20 protein-coding genes are annotated in these 17,754 nt (G+C 53.2%); 12 read left to right on the forward strand and 8 right to left on the reverse strand.

The window, feature by feature from the left end:
- Positions 1 to 3: 3 nt before the first annotated feature.
- Entirely contained in the window at positions 4 to 405 is a 402-nt protein-coding gene (locus QWJ20_RS08365) for a hypothetical protein (protein WP_433992273.1), read from the forward strand.
- A 101-nt stretch (positions 406 to 506) separates the two neighbouring features.
- Entirely contained in the window at positions 507 to 833 is a 327-nt protein-coding gene (locus QWJ20_RS08370; protein WP_433992274.1) for a hypothetical protein, read from the forward strand.
- 114 nt (positions 834 to 947) lie between these two features.
- Here the strand turns inward: QWJ20_RS08370 and QWJ20_RS08375 are convergent, their stop codons facing one another.
- A complete protein-coding gene (locus QWJ20_RS08375; RefSeq protein ID WP_433992275.1) occupies positions 948 to 1,376 on the reverse strand; it encodes an SMI1/KNR4 family protein in 429 nt (142 codons plus the stop codon).
- A 221-nt stretch (positions 1,377 to 1,597) separates the two neighbouring features.
- Here QWJ20_RS08375 and QWJ20_RS08380 point away from each other — a divergent pair, with 221 nt between their 5' ends.
- From QWJ20_RS08380 to QWJ20_RS08395, 4 genes are all read left to right on the forward strand, one after another.
- Positions 1,598 to 2,029 carry a hypothetical protein gene (locus QWJ20_RS08380; RefSeq protein ID WP_433992276.1) on the forward strand — a complete coding sequence of 144 codons (432 nt, stop codon included), beginning with the start codon at positions 1,598 to 1,600 and terminating at the stop codon, positions 2,027 to 2,029.
- Entirely contained in the window at positions 2,019 to 2,405 is a 387-nt protein-coding gene (locus tag QWJ20_RS08385; protein WP_433992277.1) for an Imm10 family immunity protein, read from the forward strand. The genes QWJ20_RS08380 and QWJ20_RS08385 overlap by 11 nt, the downstream gene beginning before the upstream one ends.
- Positions 2,406 to 2,559: 154 nt before the next feature.
- Positions 2,560 to 2,982 carry a DUF4265 domain-containing protein gene (locus QWJ20_RS08390; protein WP_227003572.1) on the forward strand — a complete coding sequence of 141 codons (423 nt, stop codon included), beginning with the start codon at positions 2,560 to 2,562 and terminating at the stop codon, positions 2,980 to 2,982.
- Between the two features lie 81 nt (positions 2,983 to 3,063).
- Entirely contained in the window at positions 3,064 to 3,411 is a 348-nt protein-coding gene (locus QWJ20_RS08395) for an immunity protein Imm33 domain-containing protein (protein WP_095993549.1), read from the forward strand.
- Between the two features lie 192 nt (positions 3,412 to 3,603).
- On the opposite strand, the gene QWJ20_RS08400 is transcribed toward QWJ20_RS08395, so the two are convergent.
- The 3 genes from QWJ20_RS08400 to QWJ20_RS08410 all read right to left on the reverse strand — a co-directional run bounded on the left by QWJ20_RS08400 (position 3,604) and on the right by QWJ20_RS08410 (position 6,868).
- Complete coding sequence (locus QWJ20_RS08400; RefSeq protein WP_095701459.1) at positions 3,604 to 4,218, reverse strand: YagU family protein; 615 nt, start codon at positions 4,216 to 4,218, stop codon at positions 3,604 to 3,606.
- 448 nt (positions 4,219 to 4,666) lie between these two features.
- Positions 4,667 to 5,131 carry an MEKHLA domain-containing protein gene (locus QWJ20_RS08405; RefSeq protein ID WP_226302182.1) on the reverse strand — a complete coding sequence of 155 codons (465 nt, stop codon included), beginning with the start codon at positions 5,129 to 5,131 and terminating at the stop codon, positions 4,667 to 4,669.
- A gap of 9 nt (positions 5,132 to 5,140) precedes the next feature.
- Positions 5,141 to 6,868 (reverse strand): thiamine pyrophosphate-dependent enzyme, encoded by a 1,728-nt coding sequence (locus tag QWJ20_RS08410; RefSeq protein WP_433992278.1) that lies wholly within the window; start codon positions 6,866 to 6,868, stop codon positions 5,141 to 5,143.
- 257 nt (positions 6,869 to 7,125) lie between these two features.
- Between QWJ20_RS08410 and QWJ20_RS08415 the strand changes: the two genes are divergently transcribed.
- From QWJ20_RS08415 to QWJ20_RS08430, 4 genes are read left to right on the forward strand one after another with little or no spacing between them, the layout of a single operon-like run.
- Complete coding sequence (locus QWJ20_RS08415) at positions 7,126 to 8,739, forward strand: ABC transporter substrate-binding protein (protein ID WP_109410631.1); 1,614 nt, start codon at positions 7,126 to 7,128, stop codon at positions 8,737 to 8,739.
- Positions 8,717 to 9,676: an ABC transporter permease gene (locus QWJ20_RS08420; protein WP_174871808.1), complete on the forward strand. Its 960-nt coding sequence runs from the start codon at positions 8,717 to 8,719 to the stop codon at positions 9,674 to 9,676. The genes QWJ20_RS08415 and QWJ20_RS08420 overlap by 23 nt, the downstream gene beginning before the upstream one ends.
- Positions 9,669 to 10,535: an ABC transporter permease gene (locus QWJ20_RS08425; protein WP_039482013.1), complete on the forward strand. Its 867-nt coding sequence runs from the start codon at positions 9,669 to 9,671 to the stop codon at positions 10,533 to 10,535. Before QWJ20_RS08420 ends, QWJ20_RS08425 begins: the two co-directional genes overlap by 8 nt.
- Positions 10,532 to 12,241: a dipeptide ABC transporter ATP-binding protein gene (locus QWJ20_RS08430; RefSeq protein ID WP_433992279.1), complete on the forward strand. Its 1,710-nt coding sequence runs from the start codon at positions 10,532 to 10,534 to the stop codon at positions 12,239 to 12,241. Before QWJ20_RS08425 ends, QWJ20_RS08430 begins: the two co-directional genes overlap by 4 nt.
- A gap of 59 nt (positions 12,242 to 12,300) precedes the next feature.
- Here QWJ20_RS08430 and QWJ20_RS08435 read toward each other — a convergent pair whose 3' ends face one another.
- From QWJ20_RS08435 to rhaS, 4 genes are all read right to left on the reverse strand, one after another.
- Entirely contained in the window at positions 12,301 to 12,606 is a 306-nt protein-coding gene (locus tag QWJ20_RS08435) for a type II toxin-antitoxin system RelE/ParE family toxin (RefSeq protein ID WP_012822278.1), read from the reverse strand.
- The gene (locus tag QWJ20_RS08440) at positions 12,594 to 12,884 is read right to left on the reverse strand and encodes a CopG family ribbon-helix-helix protein (protein ID WP_012822277.1); all 291 of its coding nucleotides are present in this window, start codon (positions 12,882 to 12,884) and stop codon (positions 12,594 to 12,596) included. The genes QWJ20_RS08435 and QWJ20_RS08440 overlap by 13 nt, the downstream gene beginning before the upstream one ends.
- A gap of 61 nt (positions 12,885 to 12,945) precedes the next feature.
- Positions 12,946 to 13,800 carry a helix-turn-helix domain-containing protein gene (locus tag QWJ20_RS08445; protein WP_433992280.1) on the reverse strand — a complete coding sequence of 285 codons (855 nt, stop codon included), beginning with the start codon at positions 13,798 to 13,800 and terminating at the stop codon, positions 12,946 to 12,948.
- Between the two features lie 24 nt (positions 13,801 to 13,824).
- Entirely contained in the window at positions 13,825 to 14,664 is an 840-nt protein-coding gene (gene rhaS / locus QWJ20_RS08450; protein ID WP_095993543.1) for an HTH-type transcriptional activator RhaS, read from the reverse strand.
- A gap of 336 nt (positions 14,665 to 15,000) precedes the next feature.
- Between rhaS and rhaB the strand changes: the two genes are divergently transcribed.
- Positions 15,001 to 16,491 carry a rhamnulokinase gene (gene rhaB / locus QWJ20_RS08455; protein WP_433992281.1) on the forward strand — a complete coding sequence of 497 codons (1,491 nt, stop codon included), beginning with the start codon at positions 15,001 to 15,003 and terminating at the stop codon, positions 16,489 to 16,491.
- Positions 16,488 to 17,750 carry an L-rhamnose isomerase gene (locus QWJ20_RS08460; RefSeq protein ID WP_010285282.1) on the forward strand — a complete coding sequence of 421 codons (1,263 nt, stop codon included), beginning with the start codon at positions 16,488 to 16,490 and terminating at the stop codon, positions 17,748 to 17,750. Before rhaB ends, QWJ20_RS08460 begins: the two co-directional genes overlap by 4 nt.
- Positions 17,751 to 17,754 lie beyond the last annotated feature (4 nt).

The following is a 17,754-nucleotide window of genomic DNA, read 5'->3' on the forward strand; positions in this document are numbered from 1 at the left end:
AGGATGTCAGACGTTTTTAACAAAATAGCCAGGCTTTCCCCGAGAGAGTTGCAACGCTATGCCTCCGCTTGTTTGCAGGCCTATTGCCACGCAAAATTGATTCAACATCCCGCGATCGATGCATTGATAGCTCACCTTAATCGTTACCCTGAGAGTGGCAGTCTGGTTGAATGGGAAAGAAGCGGCGCATTGCTGCCGTTAAATGGCCGGGGAGACGAGATGCCGCAAGATCTTACCCTGTCAATTTCACCTCAGAATATTGAAGCATTCTCTTATCTTGTTGATACCACGGTAGAGGTCGGAATCGTGGATATGTATGGAACACCAACAACACTTCCGGTTGAGTTTATAGGAAAAATAGCCATGATTCTTTCCCAAAATAATATCGACCTGCCTGAGATTTAGGTAAAAATAAATATCGTATCCAGAGTGGCAAGAATATTGAGACGAATATTGAGGCAGTGCTCTGATGAAGATAGTGAAACCTAGCAGCGGACACCCAGAACATGAGCTATGAGTACCAATTAGTCTTTGATGATGCCTCGACTGCTCAACAGGTCATCAGCACGATTAAACGCAGTGAGGCCTGCATTCGTGCCGAAAACGGTGATATCTATTTGAAAGACAAATCCCTAAACAATCGCGCTGAATATGACGTCCGCCTGATCGATGAAGACGATGGCTCACTGTGGCTACAGGTTAACGTTAAATCTGTCGATTTGTACGCACTCATGCGAGAAACACTAAGCGGGAAACCTTTCAAATGCTTTGAAGATGGGGATACCGAAGACGAAGTAGAACTGAGCGAGGCTTTTCGTTTAAAGCACCGTTAACCTGTTTACTATTTTATACGGTTTCCTCCCCACTTCGAGACATCACTTTTGATTCACACCCTGAATGTAAAAAAAGGCGAGAATCCAACTATAAAAGGATTTCGCCTCAACACATTACTCAATCTGCTCTGACATCGTCAGAAACACGCCAAAATTATCTGCCTGCTGGGTTGCTTCTCCCGTTTCATGTGACCATAAAACAATAATTGGCTCCCCTGCTTTCCCTAATACGGCGTAATCAAAACAGTAATAATCTCCCGTACCACACTCCGCAAAAGGCAGAAGGGTCGAAAAATCCTGTGTTGTATCGGAAAAATTGCTCAGCCACGCCTGCCAGCCTTCCTTAAAATGACGAACGATTGATTCCCATGTTTTTCTCGGGTCGCGAGAATCAAATACCGGGAATATCGTTAATGCTCCAAGCGCTCTTCCATTATTCACCAGAAGCCAGTCCGAATAAGAGAGCGGTAACTTACGGTCTAGCTCACGTTCTGCGGCTTGAATCGCCTCTATCGATGTGCCAATGACACGTATTCTGCCCATCGTTCCTCGCTTATTAAAACGTCTCGTATTTTGGTCAGGGCATTAGCCAAGTTGTAGAAAAAATCGGCCACACACATTTGCTGTTTTATCCCAGAAACGCTCATCTAAAAAGAGATAGCCCATGCCATCCGAGAGTATTCCTTAACAGAGAGTGGCCAGGATATCTCACTAGGCAAATAAACCCCGCCGCCGACATAGGCATCATGAGGCGCATTGGAGTCATGGGTAAAAATCAATTCATCGTACATCAGCATTTCTCGTCTTCATTATCGATAGCCACAGCCCATTTAAAATGGCTTACTTCTTCCGCCAAACGGACGAATCACCTGATGTTATCTCGGCAAGCTGCCCGCCATTATCCTAGTGACATAAAAAGTGAGTATGATAAGTCGGCTATGGAAGAAGCCCCCTTGGATGTCTGGTTCGACGTTCTTAAAAAATATCCAGGTTATGGAAAGTGGGTGGCACATAATAAAACGGTGCCGTTGGAGATCCTCGAGACTTTATGCTCGTTTGATGAAATAACACGGGCATGTGTTGCGAGTAAAAGAAAATTGTCGCCGGCCTTGTTCGAGCGTCTTTCGCGTGATGCAAGTCGTACGGTACGAGTGGCTATCGCGGACAAAACGGTAGGAGAGAATCATGAGCATTAAATTTCCAGCAACCTATTACCATTCATCCTTTGAAGAGGACGTTTTGACAGTTGGATTTGCCGATAGTGAAGATAACCCGCAGAGCTTTCTTATTCTGCAACGGGCTGAAGATCCTGACGAGCAAGATGAAGAACTGGGTCAGGATACCTACTATGTTGAGATAGGCGATTCAGGCATGGCCGGATATGGTGGGATTGATGATGTTTCGATTACGGAAGAAAAAATAATCTTTACCTATTCCGACACCACGAACTGGTGCAAAAAGATAAAAACGCTTGAGATAGACATATCGCCTCAGTTGGCAGCCATTGACGACATTGAAGTATCACTTCGAGAAATATTTACCGGCACGCCAACAAACCTCTCCCGGTCATAGCAGCAGCCTGCGGTACGTAAAAAACCACGGAAAACAAGATACGCCAGCGTATTTTGGGCTAACATCGGGACATCGTTTTACTTCACTGACTCAAATATTGGTAATTACCCAGCCTATGTTAGTTAATGTCTATGTCGCACATGGCAATAAGCCCGTGTTTGAAGAGTTGCCTGTCCGAGAAATCGAGAAGGACACTTACGAATTGCTGTCTTCTCCTGGCCTTGCATTAAACCTGGCGCGTGGAGATATCTTCCGAATTAAAGATAAGCATGCACACCCGGAAGTCTTAAAAAGAGGCGGCAATTTTTGCATTCATATTTATGCCGATGAGCTTCCCTCTGAAGACATCGCCAGTTTAGAAAACGACGTAGCCAAGCAGCTGAATGGAACGTTAGACGGCGTATTTAAGGGAAATTTGACATTGGCCGTTCCAGCCAGGAATGGGATGGATAAAATTGCTGACGTTTTCGACGCCTTTCGCGAAAAAACAGGCGTTCAATGGTACTTCGCGAACATTTATAAGAATATCGATGACGATGAAGACGAAACGCTTTTAAATTGGTGGCTGGATAGCTAGGTGCCCACGGCTAGCCCCCTCAGCTGAAATAACGTATCTCGAGCATCCCGACATGCACGAAAAGCGACAGCGGACTTAACCATGCAAAACGCAGCTCGAACCCTACCCAATGCGCGACAGAAACAGACCTGCGATAAGTACCAATTACCACAGCATCCGCCAGAAGACATGGTCGCAATTGCTTTAGATACCTTACAAAGCTCGCCCATTTACGGAACCCGGATCGCATTGCCAGAAAACGGCACGATAAGCTGGTTTATACACTGTGGCGAACATTCATCCGAGAGCGGATTTTATCAGGCCCTTCACACCAGTCACTTAGAGGACACGTTGCCTGAAGTCGTACCATATCTCTTTTTACCCGAAGGGACGAAATTCATTATCGATCGAGCAGGATATGAGGACGTTTGGACGGACGAAACAGAATAGATGACACTTTATGTTTCTACCTATGCCTCTGCCTGAATCCATCGTTTCCCCGTCGAATATACCTTTCTCGTCGTCATACACTGTGAGAGGCGATTGTTCGTGGGTAAGAGCGGAGGCGTTGATTTATTAATAGTGCGATACTTAAATAATAAGCATCGCACTCTTTCACATTATCTAAAATAAAATCACAGCCTATCGTGAAGCACTCAAAGGAATCTCTGGATCCGGTTCATGAGTCATTCGATTACGTAAATCACGACGAATAATCTCAATAGACCAGAACCAAATGAGGTGGCCTACGATTTCTGATACATGCTCATACCAAGGGAGAACAAACAGAGATGGCGTAAGCCCCATCAATGGGAAGGAAATCATATGAACAAACAGCTGAGCCAGCGCACCAGCAAACAGACCCTGCCATAATTTTATTTTAGGAAATACTTCTGCAACAACGCAGTAACCTAAAGCAAAAACAATAGAGAAAATAATATGCGTTACACCAACCCAATTGAATACGTGGCCGGCAAAGGTATAAACCGCCGCATTAGGGTCAACCACCCCAAGCCAATCGCGTAAAAAGATGTAGGGAGGGTTAAGAAAATTACGAGAGCAATCAATTTGCTCGGCAGCTCTAATCAGTGACTCAGGTGCACAAGCACCGGTAAACATATCAGTAGGGCTACGTGGAGGAAGCGGGTTTTCTGCGCCCCACTTAACGAAAGATGAAACAATACCTGCAATCAAACCAATAAAAGCAGCCAATCCATAGCGTCTCCGAGATGGAGGAGTTTGTTCAAAAAAGTTCATTTTTTTACCAATCTAACCATTAAAGGTTATAGTCTTACATAAACATCATGTACTTATAAAGAGGTTAATTGATATATCGAACAATCTCTCTAGTATATTTTGTTATTAGGAACGCAGTTTTAAATTTTATAAAAATAAAAAGAAGAAATTATTCGTTTATTTTTTGTGAAACTTTTATCCAATAATTGAAAAACCAGATTCTCTAACATGTCTGAAATGTATATCCCCAATGATGAGAAAGAATAATAATTCACCAATAATATTATCAATAAGAAATAGCTTGGTTATTTTTTTGTGAAACGATCACAGTTTAGTCACTCATATTCTCCCTTTGCATCACGCACAAATCCGATCCCGTGTTTTCACTCGCTTCACTGAGCGCTGATATTCAGTTGTAATAGATCGACGGGATAAGACGCTCCATAAAACCTCATCCAATGCTTATTTCTTAATCAGATTTGAACCAATCTGGCCGCTGATGTTCCTCGCGCCAGAATAGCGAGGCCATTCCCCATGACGTCCCATCAGAATGGCGTAACTGCCAGACCACGCCGCCATAAATCGGGAATGTCTGCCCATTTTTCTTGACCCGGATTCCTACGTAATTATTGGCGATCCCTTGCTGAGACACGCTTTCCAGAAACTGCTGCCGTACTGACCGTAAAGATACCTCGACACACAATCGAGAAGGCAACGCCAGCATTTCTGCTTCGCTATACCCGAAGCAGTCGAGCGCAAAGTGATTGGCATAAATAAAGTGAGGATCGTCCCCCACTCCTTGCGCCAACACGCTATACGGTGCCTGTTCATGCAGCCATCTGTTGCGTTCAGCCACGCCAGCAGGCGAAGGCAATACAGCACCGCTCAAGGCCAGATAGCACGCATCAATCTTCTCAAGCAACGCGAGTGACATGGAGCCTCCTTAAAGATTCCGTATACGTGGATTCCTCCCAAGCCGTTGATGCGCATCAACAGGCACTTCAATCAATAGAGAAGGACGCCCAATTTCGCCCGCCCTGACCAGCACATCCTCTAAATTGGCGAGGTCGGGCTGAAGCGTCTTCACATCCCAGCCACAGGCCTTAGCAATGGCGCAGTAGTCGAGAGGGCACACGCCAGCGTGATAATGTTCTGGCGCGACCTCCGGCAGGATTTTGGGCAACCCTTGCGCCACGATAGCCAGGCTCTCATTATTTAACAGGAAGATGACAATACCGAGTTCCCGAACTTCTCCTAACGCGCCAGAAAACTGGCGAAAGCAGCCATCACCGGTGAATAAAAAGACCGCGTGTTCCGGCCGAGCCAGCTTCGCACCCACAGCTGCGCCAAATGCGCCGCCCATCGCCGAACCCCGGTAAAACGAATAGAAACGAATATGGGGATGCGGCCGCTGCGTCACGTACTGACGATCTTTATACGCAAGGCAAATATCATCAAACCCAATCGAATCCGCAGGCCACCAGCTATCCAGACGCTGATATAGCGTCGCCATATTGACGTAACCCTGACGCGGGGAAGCGAAGGCATGCTGATTTAGGTTATGTGGTGCAGGGGCAACCCCCGTGTTAGCAAAGGGGCACACTTCCGTAGCCGCAATCAACCTGAGCAGCGATTGATCGATCGGCCCATGAAGATGGTGATAATGCCCCGAAGTCCGGTGCTGAAAGCCGCCTTCAATCTGGCCGTAGGCCTGCGTAATATTGCTCAGGTAGAACGTTTCGCCGGCGGTAAAAGGCTGTAAATTTACCGAATATTCATCAGGGCTCGCTCCCAGAACCAGCAGAACATCATCGTTATTCAGCGATGCATAAAGCGCTGTCGCACAGTCGTTTCCACCAAAGCCGATATAGCCGTAACCATACGGATTATCTCGGCTGACGGCGTTCGCACCGTTGATCGTCCACACCGTTGCGGCATGCAGTTGCATAGCGAGCTGAGTCGTCAACGCTGGCGCATTGGGATACCGCGCCATCTCCTCTCCAACCAACATCACTACGCGCTTCCCCTGCACCGCCTGACGAAAGCGATCGACAACGCCGCCGAGATCGTCACAGGAAGAAACGGGTCGTGAATCTGGAGGAAGAGCATTCTCACTGGCGGCTTCAGCCAGCGCATGATGCACCAACACCAGCACCACTGGTTTCGCATTTCCCAACTGCACCCTTGCCAATGCTAATGTTTCATTCAGCGTCTGTGGGTTATCGAGCACAAAAACCGAATCAGGCAGCTCGGCCCGCAGCTGTTGCACAATATTGCTACCGTGCTCCCACGTATCCTGTAACGGTAAGAGGCCTTCCGTATGCTTCCCCGATAGCGCGACCAGATAAACCGCAGGAATATCATGCAGCTTGGCATCACTAAGCCCACAGCCTAGCAGCTTCGTTGCCGCTCCCGTGGTAGCCACCGCCGCCGCGTATTTTCCACTGGCGAGATAGTAGCCCAGCGGAACAAAGCCCGCGCTGTACTCACACAGCGTTAAAAAACCGGTTTTATCCTGAACCGACCAGTCAACGGGATGAATGTCTTTAACAAAATGAATCACCCCGCCGCCTGTCACACCCGTGTAGAGCGTCACGCCAACCTCAGAGAGAAAATCAAACAAGCGCGCATATCCATTTGATTTAACGTCACAAACCTCTGGTGTCTCCATGCAGCCCTCCGTCTGGAACCGTAGGTCATGAAATAAGCGTAGTTGCCGTTATGGAGGGAATACATCGCGAACGAATAAAAAGGAGCCTGAATCATAAGGTTGCTGAGACACCTGAATCGTGGCAGCCAGCGTTCGCATATATATTTTTATGGAATTGAAAATCCATTTTTATTCTTTTACATGCATAAGCCCGCCCTCTAGAGTAGCGAAAAACACCGCCGTGTATGGCCTCATGTCATTTGTAAGGGACACAGGGAATGGAAAAAAATCATCCGCAAGTTACGACTCTCGCCGCAGGGTTACTCTCGTTACTTTTCGCATTCAATCCCGGTGCGTATGCTGCGGAAACCGGTGAAAAACCGGTGTCTGGCGGCATTCTGAATGTTGGATTGGGCAGCGATACACCGATTATCGACCCGCACATTACGGCCTATGGCGTTACAGCGCTGATTGCGCGTAACGTGGTGGATTCACTGGTAGGACAGGCGGAAGATAACCGTTTTACGCCTTGGTTGGCGGAAAGCTGGAAAATTAACGACAACAACACCGAGTACACCTTCCACCTGCGCAAGGACGTGACGTTCAGCGACGGCACCAAGCTGGATGCGGAAGCGGTGAAATACAACATTGAGCGTATTCTCGATCCGAAAACCACCTCCAGCTACGCGAAATCGCTGTTAGGTCCTATCGACAAGATCTCAACGCCGGATGACTATACGATTGTGCTCCACTACAGCTCACCGTTTGCGGCGCTGTTACAGGGGCTGAGCCTGCCGTATCTGGGCATTCAATCACCGACGTACCTGAAGAAAACACCAAACACTAGCACCACCGTGGTGGGTTCCGGTCCGTTTATTCTCGATTCCTTTGTGAAAGGCAGCGGCAGCAAGCTGACGAAACGCCCTGATTACAACTGGGGACCGGGCTATGCCAAACACACGGGCCCAGCCTATCTGGACGGTCTGGTGTTCAAATACCTGCCGGAAGCGTCGGTTCGCCTTGGCGCACTGAGCAGCGGCCAGATTCAGGCGATTGACGCCGTGCCGCCTGCCAATTTCCCGACGGTGAAGCGCAATCCGAAGCTGGAAGTGATCACCTATGAGAACCCGGGCGTGAACCGCGTACTCTATCTCAACACCACCAGAGGCCCTTTCCAGGATGTCGCGGTGCGTAAGGCATTCCAGAGCGCGGTGGATACCAACGCGGCAGTGAAAGTCGCCTTCTTCGGTACGCTGAAAGCCGCCGATAACGTTCTCGGCCCGGCCACGCTGTACTACGATCCGAGCGTCGCGTCCCGCTGGGGCTTTGATGCGAAAAAAGCCAACGAACTGTTGGATAACGCAGGCTGGAAACAGAAAGACGGCGAAGGCTTCAGAACCAAAGATGGCCAACGCCTGAGCGTCAGCTTCGTTTACGCCTCAACCAACGTTGAAGCTGCGGATGTCGCGCTGTTCCAGGCGGTGCAATACCAGGTGAAGCAGGCAGGCTTCGAAGTCAAACTGACGCCAGTTGATGCGGGTGAATTCACCACACGCACCAATGCCAACGAGTACGATATCGCCTCTAACTTCTTCGTGCGCGCAGAGCCAGATATTCTGCGTACCGTGTTCGATTCGGCCTATGCGCCACCGAACGGTAACGGCTTTACTCGCATCAGCGCGCTGGACGGTAAACTGAGAAAAGCCATCGGTGCTGGCGAGGCGGAACGTAAACAGCTTTATAGCGAGATACAGCGTGAGGTCATCGATCAGGCGTATGTTGTTCCACTGTACATTCCCGCCTATCAACTCGGCCTGTCCAAACAGGTACAGGGCATAAGCTGGGCCACCAACGCAAAACCGAACTTCTATGATGTCTGGATTAAACGTTAATCTGTACGCGATAGGTAAACGTCTTTTCACCATTCTGGCTGTGCTCTGGGGCGCAGCCACATTGACGTTTATTGCCGTCAAACTGATCCCCGGCGATCCGGTCGCCATTCTTAGCGGCGGCGATAACGTGGTGGATGAAGCCTATCGCGCCGTACTCATCAAACAATTTGGGCTCGATCAGCCGCTGTGGGTGCAATATCTGCGCTACTGCGGGCAGGCGCTACAGGGCGATTTTGGCGTCAGCTATCTCTACCGTCTGCCTGTCGGCAGCGTGATTAGCGATGCGATGCATGAAACCCTGCCGCTGGCGCTCGGCGGCCTGATTCTGGCCTTGCTCCTTGCCATCACCAGCGCGCTGCTGACCGCAGGCCGCTATGGCGTACTGCGTACCGCCGTTTCCTGGCTGGAGCTCACGCTGCTTAGCACACCGGTCTACTGGATTGGTATCGTACTGTTAAGCCTGTTCAGTTTTCGTCTGCAATGGTTTCCGGTCACCGGCAACGACGGCGTCATGTCGCTAGTGCTGCCGGTTATCACGCTAGGCCTGCCGATTGCCGCCATTCTGAGTCAGGTGCTGCGCGACGGTCTGGAAGATGCACTCTCCCAACCGTTCTCGCTCACCGTGCGCACGCGCGGCGTCAGCGAAATCCGACTGCGTTTTCGCCACGGTTTACGCCACGCGGCGCTGGCCGCCTCAACGCTGACCGGCACACTGCTGGCAAGCGTACTTGGCGGCTCCGTACTGACCGAAACCGTCTTTGGTCGCGCGGGTATCGGACAGGTCACGCTAAGCGCAATTGAAAACCGCGACATGCCGCTGGTGCTGGGCGTCGTCATGCTGTCCGCGTTCCTGTTCGTCATCATTAACCTGCTGGTGGATGCGCTGTACCTCATTATCGATCCCCGCTTACGCAAGAAGGCGAGCGCCCATGAGTAGTGAACCTATGCCCTTTGCGCAAACGCCCTCAAGAAAAACCTATCGCAGCCCGTGGCTGAGCACGGCGACGTTGCTGCCTGCCGCTATCGTTTTCCTGCTGGCGCTGGCGGTCTTTTTCCCCTCGCTGTTTACCAGCCGTACCGCCGATGAAATGGATATGGGCGCGGTATTTCAGTCGCCAAATTCGACCTATTGGTTCGGCACCGATCAGCTGGGACGCGACATTTTTTCCCGTATCGTTCACGGCACTTCGCTGTCGCTGGGGATTGGCGTCGGCGCGATGCTGATCGCCTGCGTCGGCGGCGTGCTGTTTGGCACACTGTCGGTGCTCGCGCCGCTGCGCATCCGTCAGGTTCTGGTACGTCTGCTGGACATCATGCTGGCGTTTCCCGATCTGCTGCTGGCGCTGCTGGTTATCGCCGTTCTGGGACGAGGACCGGAAAACACCATGCTGGCCGTTGGTCTGGCGGGGATTGCTGGCTATGCGCGTTTGATTCGTTCTCAGGTGCTGCAAGTCAGGCTATCCGGCTACGTTGAGCATGCGATTGCGCTGGGTGAACACCCGCTGTATATCGTTTTCCGCCACATCATTCCCAATACGCTGCGCCCGTTGCTGATTGTCGCCACTATCGGCGTCGGCCACGCGGTGCTGTCCGCCTCGGCGCTGAGCTTTCTGGGGCTGGGCGTCGTCCCACCGACCGCCGAATGGGGCGCGCTACTGGCTGACGGACGTAACTTCCTTGATATCGCACCGTGGGTCAGCTTGCTGCCCGCCAGCGTCGTCGCGCTGTCGGTGATTTCCATCACGCTGCTGGGGCGTCGTTTACAGGCCATTTTGGCAAAAGGAGAGGCACGATGAGCCTGAACATACATTCTCACCCCTCTCATTCATCTTCAGAAACGTCCGCGAAGACGCCGCTGCTGCGCGTAGACGGACTGAGCGTGACCTTTCCCAGCCCTTTCGGCCCTGTTCGTTCGGTTAAAAACCTTTCTTTTCAGGTGAATGCCGGAGAAATTCTGGCGCTGGTCGGCGAATCGGGTTCAGGGAAATCCGTCACCGCGCGCACGCTGGTGGGTCTATCCGGTGAAAACGTTGACGTACAGGCAAACGCGATTGAGCTCACGCGCCATGATGGCAGCCTGTGTGATTTACGCTATCTGACCGACCGAGACTGGCGGGCGATTCGCGGCCGTGAAATCGGCTTTGTTTTGCAGGATGCACTGGTGTCTCTCGACCCGCTGCGCAAGATCGGGCAGGAGGTCGCCGAACCAATTCTGACCCATCGCCTGTTGCCTCGCCAGCAGGTTTCCGCACGCGTTGCCGAACTCCTGACGAAGGCGGGCATTCCCGATCCAGAGAATCGTGCTGCGCAGTATCCGCATGAACTGTCCGGCGGGCTGCGCCAGCGTGCGCTTATCGCTTCCGCGTTGGCGGCGGGCCCACAGCTGCTGATTGCCGATGAGCCGACCACCGCGCTGGATGCCACGGTGCAAAAGCAGGTGCTGAAAGTCTTTACGGCATTGGCACAGGCAGGGCACGGCGTTTTACTGATCACCCACGATCTTGCCGTTGTCGCAGAGGTGGCAGATCGCGTCATCGTGATGCAGCAAGGATCGCTGGTAGAAGGCGGTGAGGCGCGGCAGATCCTGTCAGCGCCGACGCATCCTTACACCCGCAAGCTGCTGGCAGCGATCCCGACCGCATCTACACGTGGAAAATGGTTGGCTGGTGCTGACCCGTTACAGAGCGGCATTGCGCCGTCACCCGCTTCTTTGGCAGCCGGTCACACCAACACCGACGACGCCATTGCACTCACAGCGGATCGGATTGCGATGTCGTTCAAACGCCCAGACGGTAGCCGGATGCAGGCCGTCAATCAGGTGTCTCTCCAGATCAAACGCGGCGAAACGCTGGGCATCGTCGGGGAATCTGGCTCCGGTAAAACCACGCTGGGTAAAGTCATTCTGGCGCTGCAAAAGCCGGACAGCGGCGAAGTCCGACTCGCAGACAATGCCTGGAGCACATTAACGGAACGCGAGCGCCGACCGCTACGCGCGCGTATTCAGACGATCACACAGGATCCGCTTAGCTCGTTCGATCCGCAATTTACCGTCGCCCAGATTCTGAATCAGCCACTACGTTTGCGCCGCGATTTGAGCGACGATGAGAAACAGCGGCGCATTCTGACGCTGCTCGAGTATGTCGGCTTGACGCCCGACCTGCTGAGTCGCCGCCCAACGGCGCTGTCCGGTGGGCAACGTCAGCGCGTTTCCATCGCACAGGCGCTGGCTTCAGAACCCGAGATTCTGATCTGCGACGAACCGGTATCGGCATTGGACGTCACCACACAGGCACAGGTGTTGGATTTGCTGGTGGCGTTGCAACGCCAGTTGGGGCTGACAATGCTGTTCATCTCCCACGATCTGGGCGTGGTACAGCATATGAGCCACCGCATCGCGGTCATGAAAGACGGGGATATCGTAGAAACAGGGCCGGTCGAGCAGATCTTCAATCAGCCGCAGCACCCTTACACGCGCCTGTTGCTCTCGACGGTGGCGGAATAGCGCTATTGACGTGTAGTGGCCCGCTGAATTTGGCGAATGGGTAATCTCAGAGGACAGTATTAAGGGTTTTGGTAACCGGCTTCTTTTTGATGCTTGACGGTCAGTATCACCACTCTGTCTGTCAGTTCATCATGACGGTAAAGCATCACGTACCCGCTGCTGCCGAATTCGATCACCAGTTCCTGATATTCAAGAGGGAGATGTTCAACTGGTCGCCCGATATTCGGCAGCGCTTCTAACTGACGAATGCCACGAATCAAAACTTCAGCGGCCTTTTTCGCAGCCAGCGCATTTTTGTTTTTTAGAAAATCCTGCAGACGCTGCAAATCACGCCTCGCGCGTTCTGAAACAATCACTTGTGGCATGCAGGCGCATCCTGTTCATGCCCAGAACCCCAGGATTCTAACCAGGTGACAGTCTCATCTGCGGTGATGTGTTCGCCGGTGTTCTGGTATTCCTCCCACGCGGCCAGCGCCTCTTTACGGTACTGACTGCGTTTTTCTTCACGCTCCACGTATTCGGCGATGGCTTCCAGCATTAGCGCATGGGCTGAGCTATGGCGGTCATCGGCCAACGTTTTCAGTCGTTCTTTAATGTCCTGATCGATGCGCAGCGTCGTGGTTTGGCGTGGCGTGTCAGCCATGATGTGCTCCGGTTAATATCACTGGTGTCACCAGTGATATTAACTCTGAACGATGCAGGTGTCACTCCACATTCAGGAAGCGCTGACGATAGGCGCTGGGTGAGACGCCGAACGCCTGATGGAACACCACAGAGAAGTAGTTGCTGTCTTCAAAACCGCACAGTGCGGCAACGTCGCCAATGGTTTGCAGATCATAACGCAGCAGTTCCATCGCTTTGCATAGTCGTAGCTGGCGCAGGTAGTGCGGCACGCTCATGCCGGTTTGTTCTTTAAAGCGCGAACGTAAACTGCGGGCGCTGAAGTGGTGCTGTTCGCAGAAGGCTTCAAAGCGGAACGGGGCCGCGATGCTGGCACGCAGCGCATTCATCAACATATCCAACTGATGCGCATCGGCCAGCTGTGGACTATCCGGCGTGTGACGATAGCGCGCCGCCAGTAGCGCTATCTGTAACAGCAGCGCTTCACTCAGTTGCAGCGACAGTGCATCCGACTTCATGCACTCCTGCGTCAACGCATCCACCTTCTCGCGGAGGGTATCCATGCCCTCCGAGCCTAAACACCAGTGGCGCTGACTTTGTGGAAGCTCCCCGCCCGGCAGCAACGCTTGCCAATCGGCAGATAGCGTCAGGCGATTGCGGATATAGAGAATGTTGTCCAGTTCGAGTCCGTGGACGGATTCATAGCTGTGGTGATCGTTCGCGGAAACATAGAACATATCGCCGCGAGTAATGCGGTAAGGCACATCATTCCAGAGGTGCAGGCCATTGCCACGCCAGACGATGACCAGTTCATCAAAATCATGATGATGCAGCGGAAACACAGGCTGTGGATGCCGTTCGGCAACCATCACGGCATTCTTGTCGGTGAGGAAATAGTCTTCAGTCTGTAATTTCAAACCCCGTATTACTGTCGTCATTCCCTCACCCGCAGTTGCCGTTACCTACTCTTCACGAGAAAACGCCTGATGGCGCAGAGACTTAGGTGCCTGCGAGAATGCCTTGCGGAATTGCGTCGAGAAGTGATTGCTGTCGCTAAATCCACAGGCGTGCGCAATAGTGGTAATGGAATCATCACTCTGCTGCAACCGCCGACGAGCCTCCAGTAATCTTAACCGATTCAGATAGCGTTGTGGCGTCATACCGGTATGTTGTTTGAGCTGACGGTGCAGCGTACGCAGCGGCAGCGAGAACTGATCGGCCAGATTGCCCCAGTTCACCTCTTCGCTGTAGTTATTTTGCAGCCAGCCCAGCAGCGCCTGTACCCCCTGACGCTCGGGGCCGTTGGCCTGCGTCTGGAAACAGTGCTGGCGCAACTGCACCAGAATGTGCAGAAACAGGCTCTCGCTGGCGGCAATCGCTTCTGGCGCATCGCTCTGTGCCAGCTCCGCCAGACTGTTCATCGACTGTTTCAGTTGCTGCATCCCCGCCGCATTCACCTGCCACTGCCCTTGCCACTCACCGTTCGGGCCATACGGCAAAAAGGCAGCGATATCGGAAAGGAAGCGGAATCCGCGCGGCGAGCGGTACAGCATGTTGGTCAGGCACAGCCCTTCCACGTCTTCAAACAGATGCCGATCGTTATCGCGAACGAAGAATACCGAACCGCTGCACAGGGCATAGGGCTGATCGTTAAATACATGGACGCCAGCGCCCTGCTCCACCAGCACAATTTCCCAGAAATCATGATAATGCTCAGGAAACGCCGCTTGTGGGGTGCGCGGCTCCACCGCAACCGTTACGGCACGCGAAGTAAAAAAATCATCACCACGAAGTAACGTCATTTCAGTTCTCCATTCAGCCTCTGGCAAAAGTGCAGCCTTTGAAAAAGGGTAGCCAGAAGCCACAAGACCGGCCTTCAAATACCGTCGCCCACGCGTCATCTGGCTGCTCTTTTTTTAAGATCGCACCGCCTAATTGATTGAAGTGTGGTAAGGATCACACCGCCTTTTCCCTGGTTTTTTCATGGTTATTCCCTAAATAATTTCCCAGATTGTGAGCCCTTTCACGGTCAGCTTTGTCATTTTGCCAACCGCCTGTTGTAGATGGCACTCATAGGAAGGTGGCTTCTGTTACCGCTCCTTACACTGCAACACATCCAACAATGAAGGAGTGCGGCTATGGCGGTGAAGAATATCGTGGCGGTGGATTTAGGTGCATCCAGTGGTCGGGTCATGCTGGCAACCTTGCACACCGCAACGCAGCATCTGACGCTGAAAGAAATTCACCGTTTCAGCAATACGCTGGTGTTTCAGGACAACCATCACCAGTGGGATCTGGCCGCGCTGGAAGGCGACATCCTCACCGGATTACACCAAATCGATGCCATGGGTATCACCCCCGATAGCATCGGGATCGACAGCTGGGGCGTGGACTATGTGCTGCTGGATAAGGACGGGCAGCGTGTTGGCCTGCCGTATTCCTATCGCGACCACCGCACCGACGGCGTGATGGCTACCGTCACTGCCGAACTGGGGCGTGAGGCGATCTATCAGCGTACCGGGATTCAGTTCCTGCCATTTAATACGCTGTACCAGCTTAAAGCGCTGTGTGACACATCATCTGACGATCTGAATCAGGTGGCACACCTGCTGATGATCCCCGACTATTTTCACTATCGCCTTACGGGGAATCGGGTCTGCGAATACACCAATGCCAGCACGACCCAACTGCTTAATCTGGAACAGAAAACCTGGGACAGCGAACTGCTGGACTATCTGGGCATCCCGCGTCGCTGGTTGAGCGATCCGGTGCAGCCGGGGCACGCAGTAGGCAAATGGACAGCGCCGAGCGGACGGCAAATTCCCGTTACCGCGGTCGCCACGCACGATACTGCCAGCGCGGTGGTCGGCGCACCATTGCTAAGCCGTGACAGCGCCTACCTTAGCTCCGGCACCTGGTCGCTAATGGGCATCGAGAGCGACACGCCGTTTAACAGCCCGCTGGCGCTGGCCGCCAATATCACCAACGAAGGCGGCGTGGACGGCACCTATCGGGTACTGAAAAACATCATGGGCCTGTGGCTGTTACAGCGCGTTTGTCAGGAGCGTGACATCAAGGATTTAGGCGCGCTGATTCAGTCCGCCGCCGCTCTGCCCGCTTTCGTCAGCCTGATTAACCCGAATGACGATCGCTTTATCAATCCGCCGTCCATGCATCAGGCGATCCGCGACTATTGCCGTGAGCACGGCCAGCCCGTACCCCAAAGCGATGCCGAACTGGCACGCTGCATCTTCGACAGCCTCGCACTGCTCTACCGGCAGGTAGTACTGGAACTGGGCGAACTGCGCCACGCGCCAATCCGCCAGTTGCATATTGTCGGCGGCGGCAGCCAGAACGCTTTCCTGAACCAGCTGTGCGCCGATGTGTGCCAGATTCCGGTGCTGGCCGGGCCGGTCGAGGCCTCGACGCTTGGCAATATCGGCTGCCAACTGATGGCGCTGGACGCCGTCGCCGACCTTGCTGCATTCCGGCACATGCTGACTCATAACTTCCCTCTGCATCGCTATACCCCGCGTGCGGAGAGTGATTTTGCCGGGCACTGGCGTCGTTTTCAGGCGCTCAGCCAGCCAGAAACCGCCCCACAGGGCAAAAAGGAGACTACGCAATGAGCACACCAATTGAAGCTGCCTGGCAGTTGGCAAAAGCACGTTATGCCAGCCTAAATGTTGACGTAGAGGCCGTGCTGGAACAGCTCGACCAGATTCCGGTGTCAATGCACTGCTGGCAGGGCGACGATGTAGCCGGATTCGAGAACACCGGCGGGCCACTGACTGGCGGCATTCAGGCCACTGGCAACTACCCCGGTAAGGCGAGCACGCCGGATGAACTGCGAGCCGATCTGGAACAGGCCTTTGCGTTGATCCCCGGTCCTAAACGTCTGAACCTGCACGCCATCTATCTGGAATCCGCGCAGCCCGTCGCCCGCAACGAGATTGCCCCCGAGCATTTCAGCACCTGGGTTGAATGGGCCAAGCGCCACCAGCTTGGGCTGGATTTTAACCCGACCTGCTTTTCTCATCCGCTGAGCGCGGACGGCTTTACCCTGTCGCATCCAGACGAAAAAGTACGCCGCTTCTGGATTGAACACTGTCAGGCCAGCCGCCGGATTTCCGCCTACTTCGGGCGCGAACTCGGCACGCCGTCCGTAATGAACATATGGGTGCCAGACGGCATGAAAGATTTGACCATCGATCGTCTGGCGTTCCGCCAGCGGCTGCTGAGCGCGCTGGATGAAGTCATCGCCGAACCGCTCGATCAGGCACACCATATCGACGCGGTGGAAAGTAAACTGTTCGGGATCGGCGCGGAAAGTTTTACCGTCGGCTCCAGCGAATTCTGCCTTGGCTACGCGGCCAGCCGCGGCACCGCGCTCTGTCTGGATGCCGGACACTTCCACCCAACCGAAGTGATTTCCGACAAGATTTCCAGCGCAATTCTTTACGTCCCGCGCCTGCTGCTGCACGTCAGCCGCCCGGTACGCTGGGATAGCGACCATGTGGTGCTGCTGGACGACGAAACACAGGCCATCGCACACGAAATCGTGCGCCATAAACTGCTTAACCGCGTGCATATCGGGCTCGATTTCTTTGATGCCTCGATCAACCGCATCGCCGCCTGGGTCATCGGCACCCGCAATATGAAGAAAGCCCTGCTGCGCGCGCTGCTGGAACCTACGGAAACGCTGCGCACACTAGAACAAAACGGCGATTACACCGCGCGTCTGGCCCTGCTGGAAGAGCAAAAATCGCTACCGTGGCAGGCCGTGTGGGAACACTACTGCCAGCGTCACGACGTCATCCCGGGCAGCGAATGGCTGCAACAGGTGCGTCAGTATGAAGAAACCATCCTCACTCAACGTCAAGGGTAAGACT

Source organism: Pectobacterium sp. S5 (assembly GCF_051707265.1).
GTDB classification, from domain to species: Bacteria; Pseudomonadota; Gammaproteobacteria; order Enterobacterales; family Enterobacteriaceae; genus Pectobacterium; species Pectobacterium polare.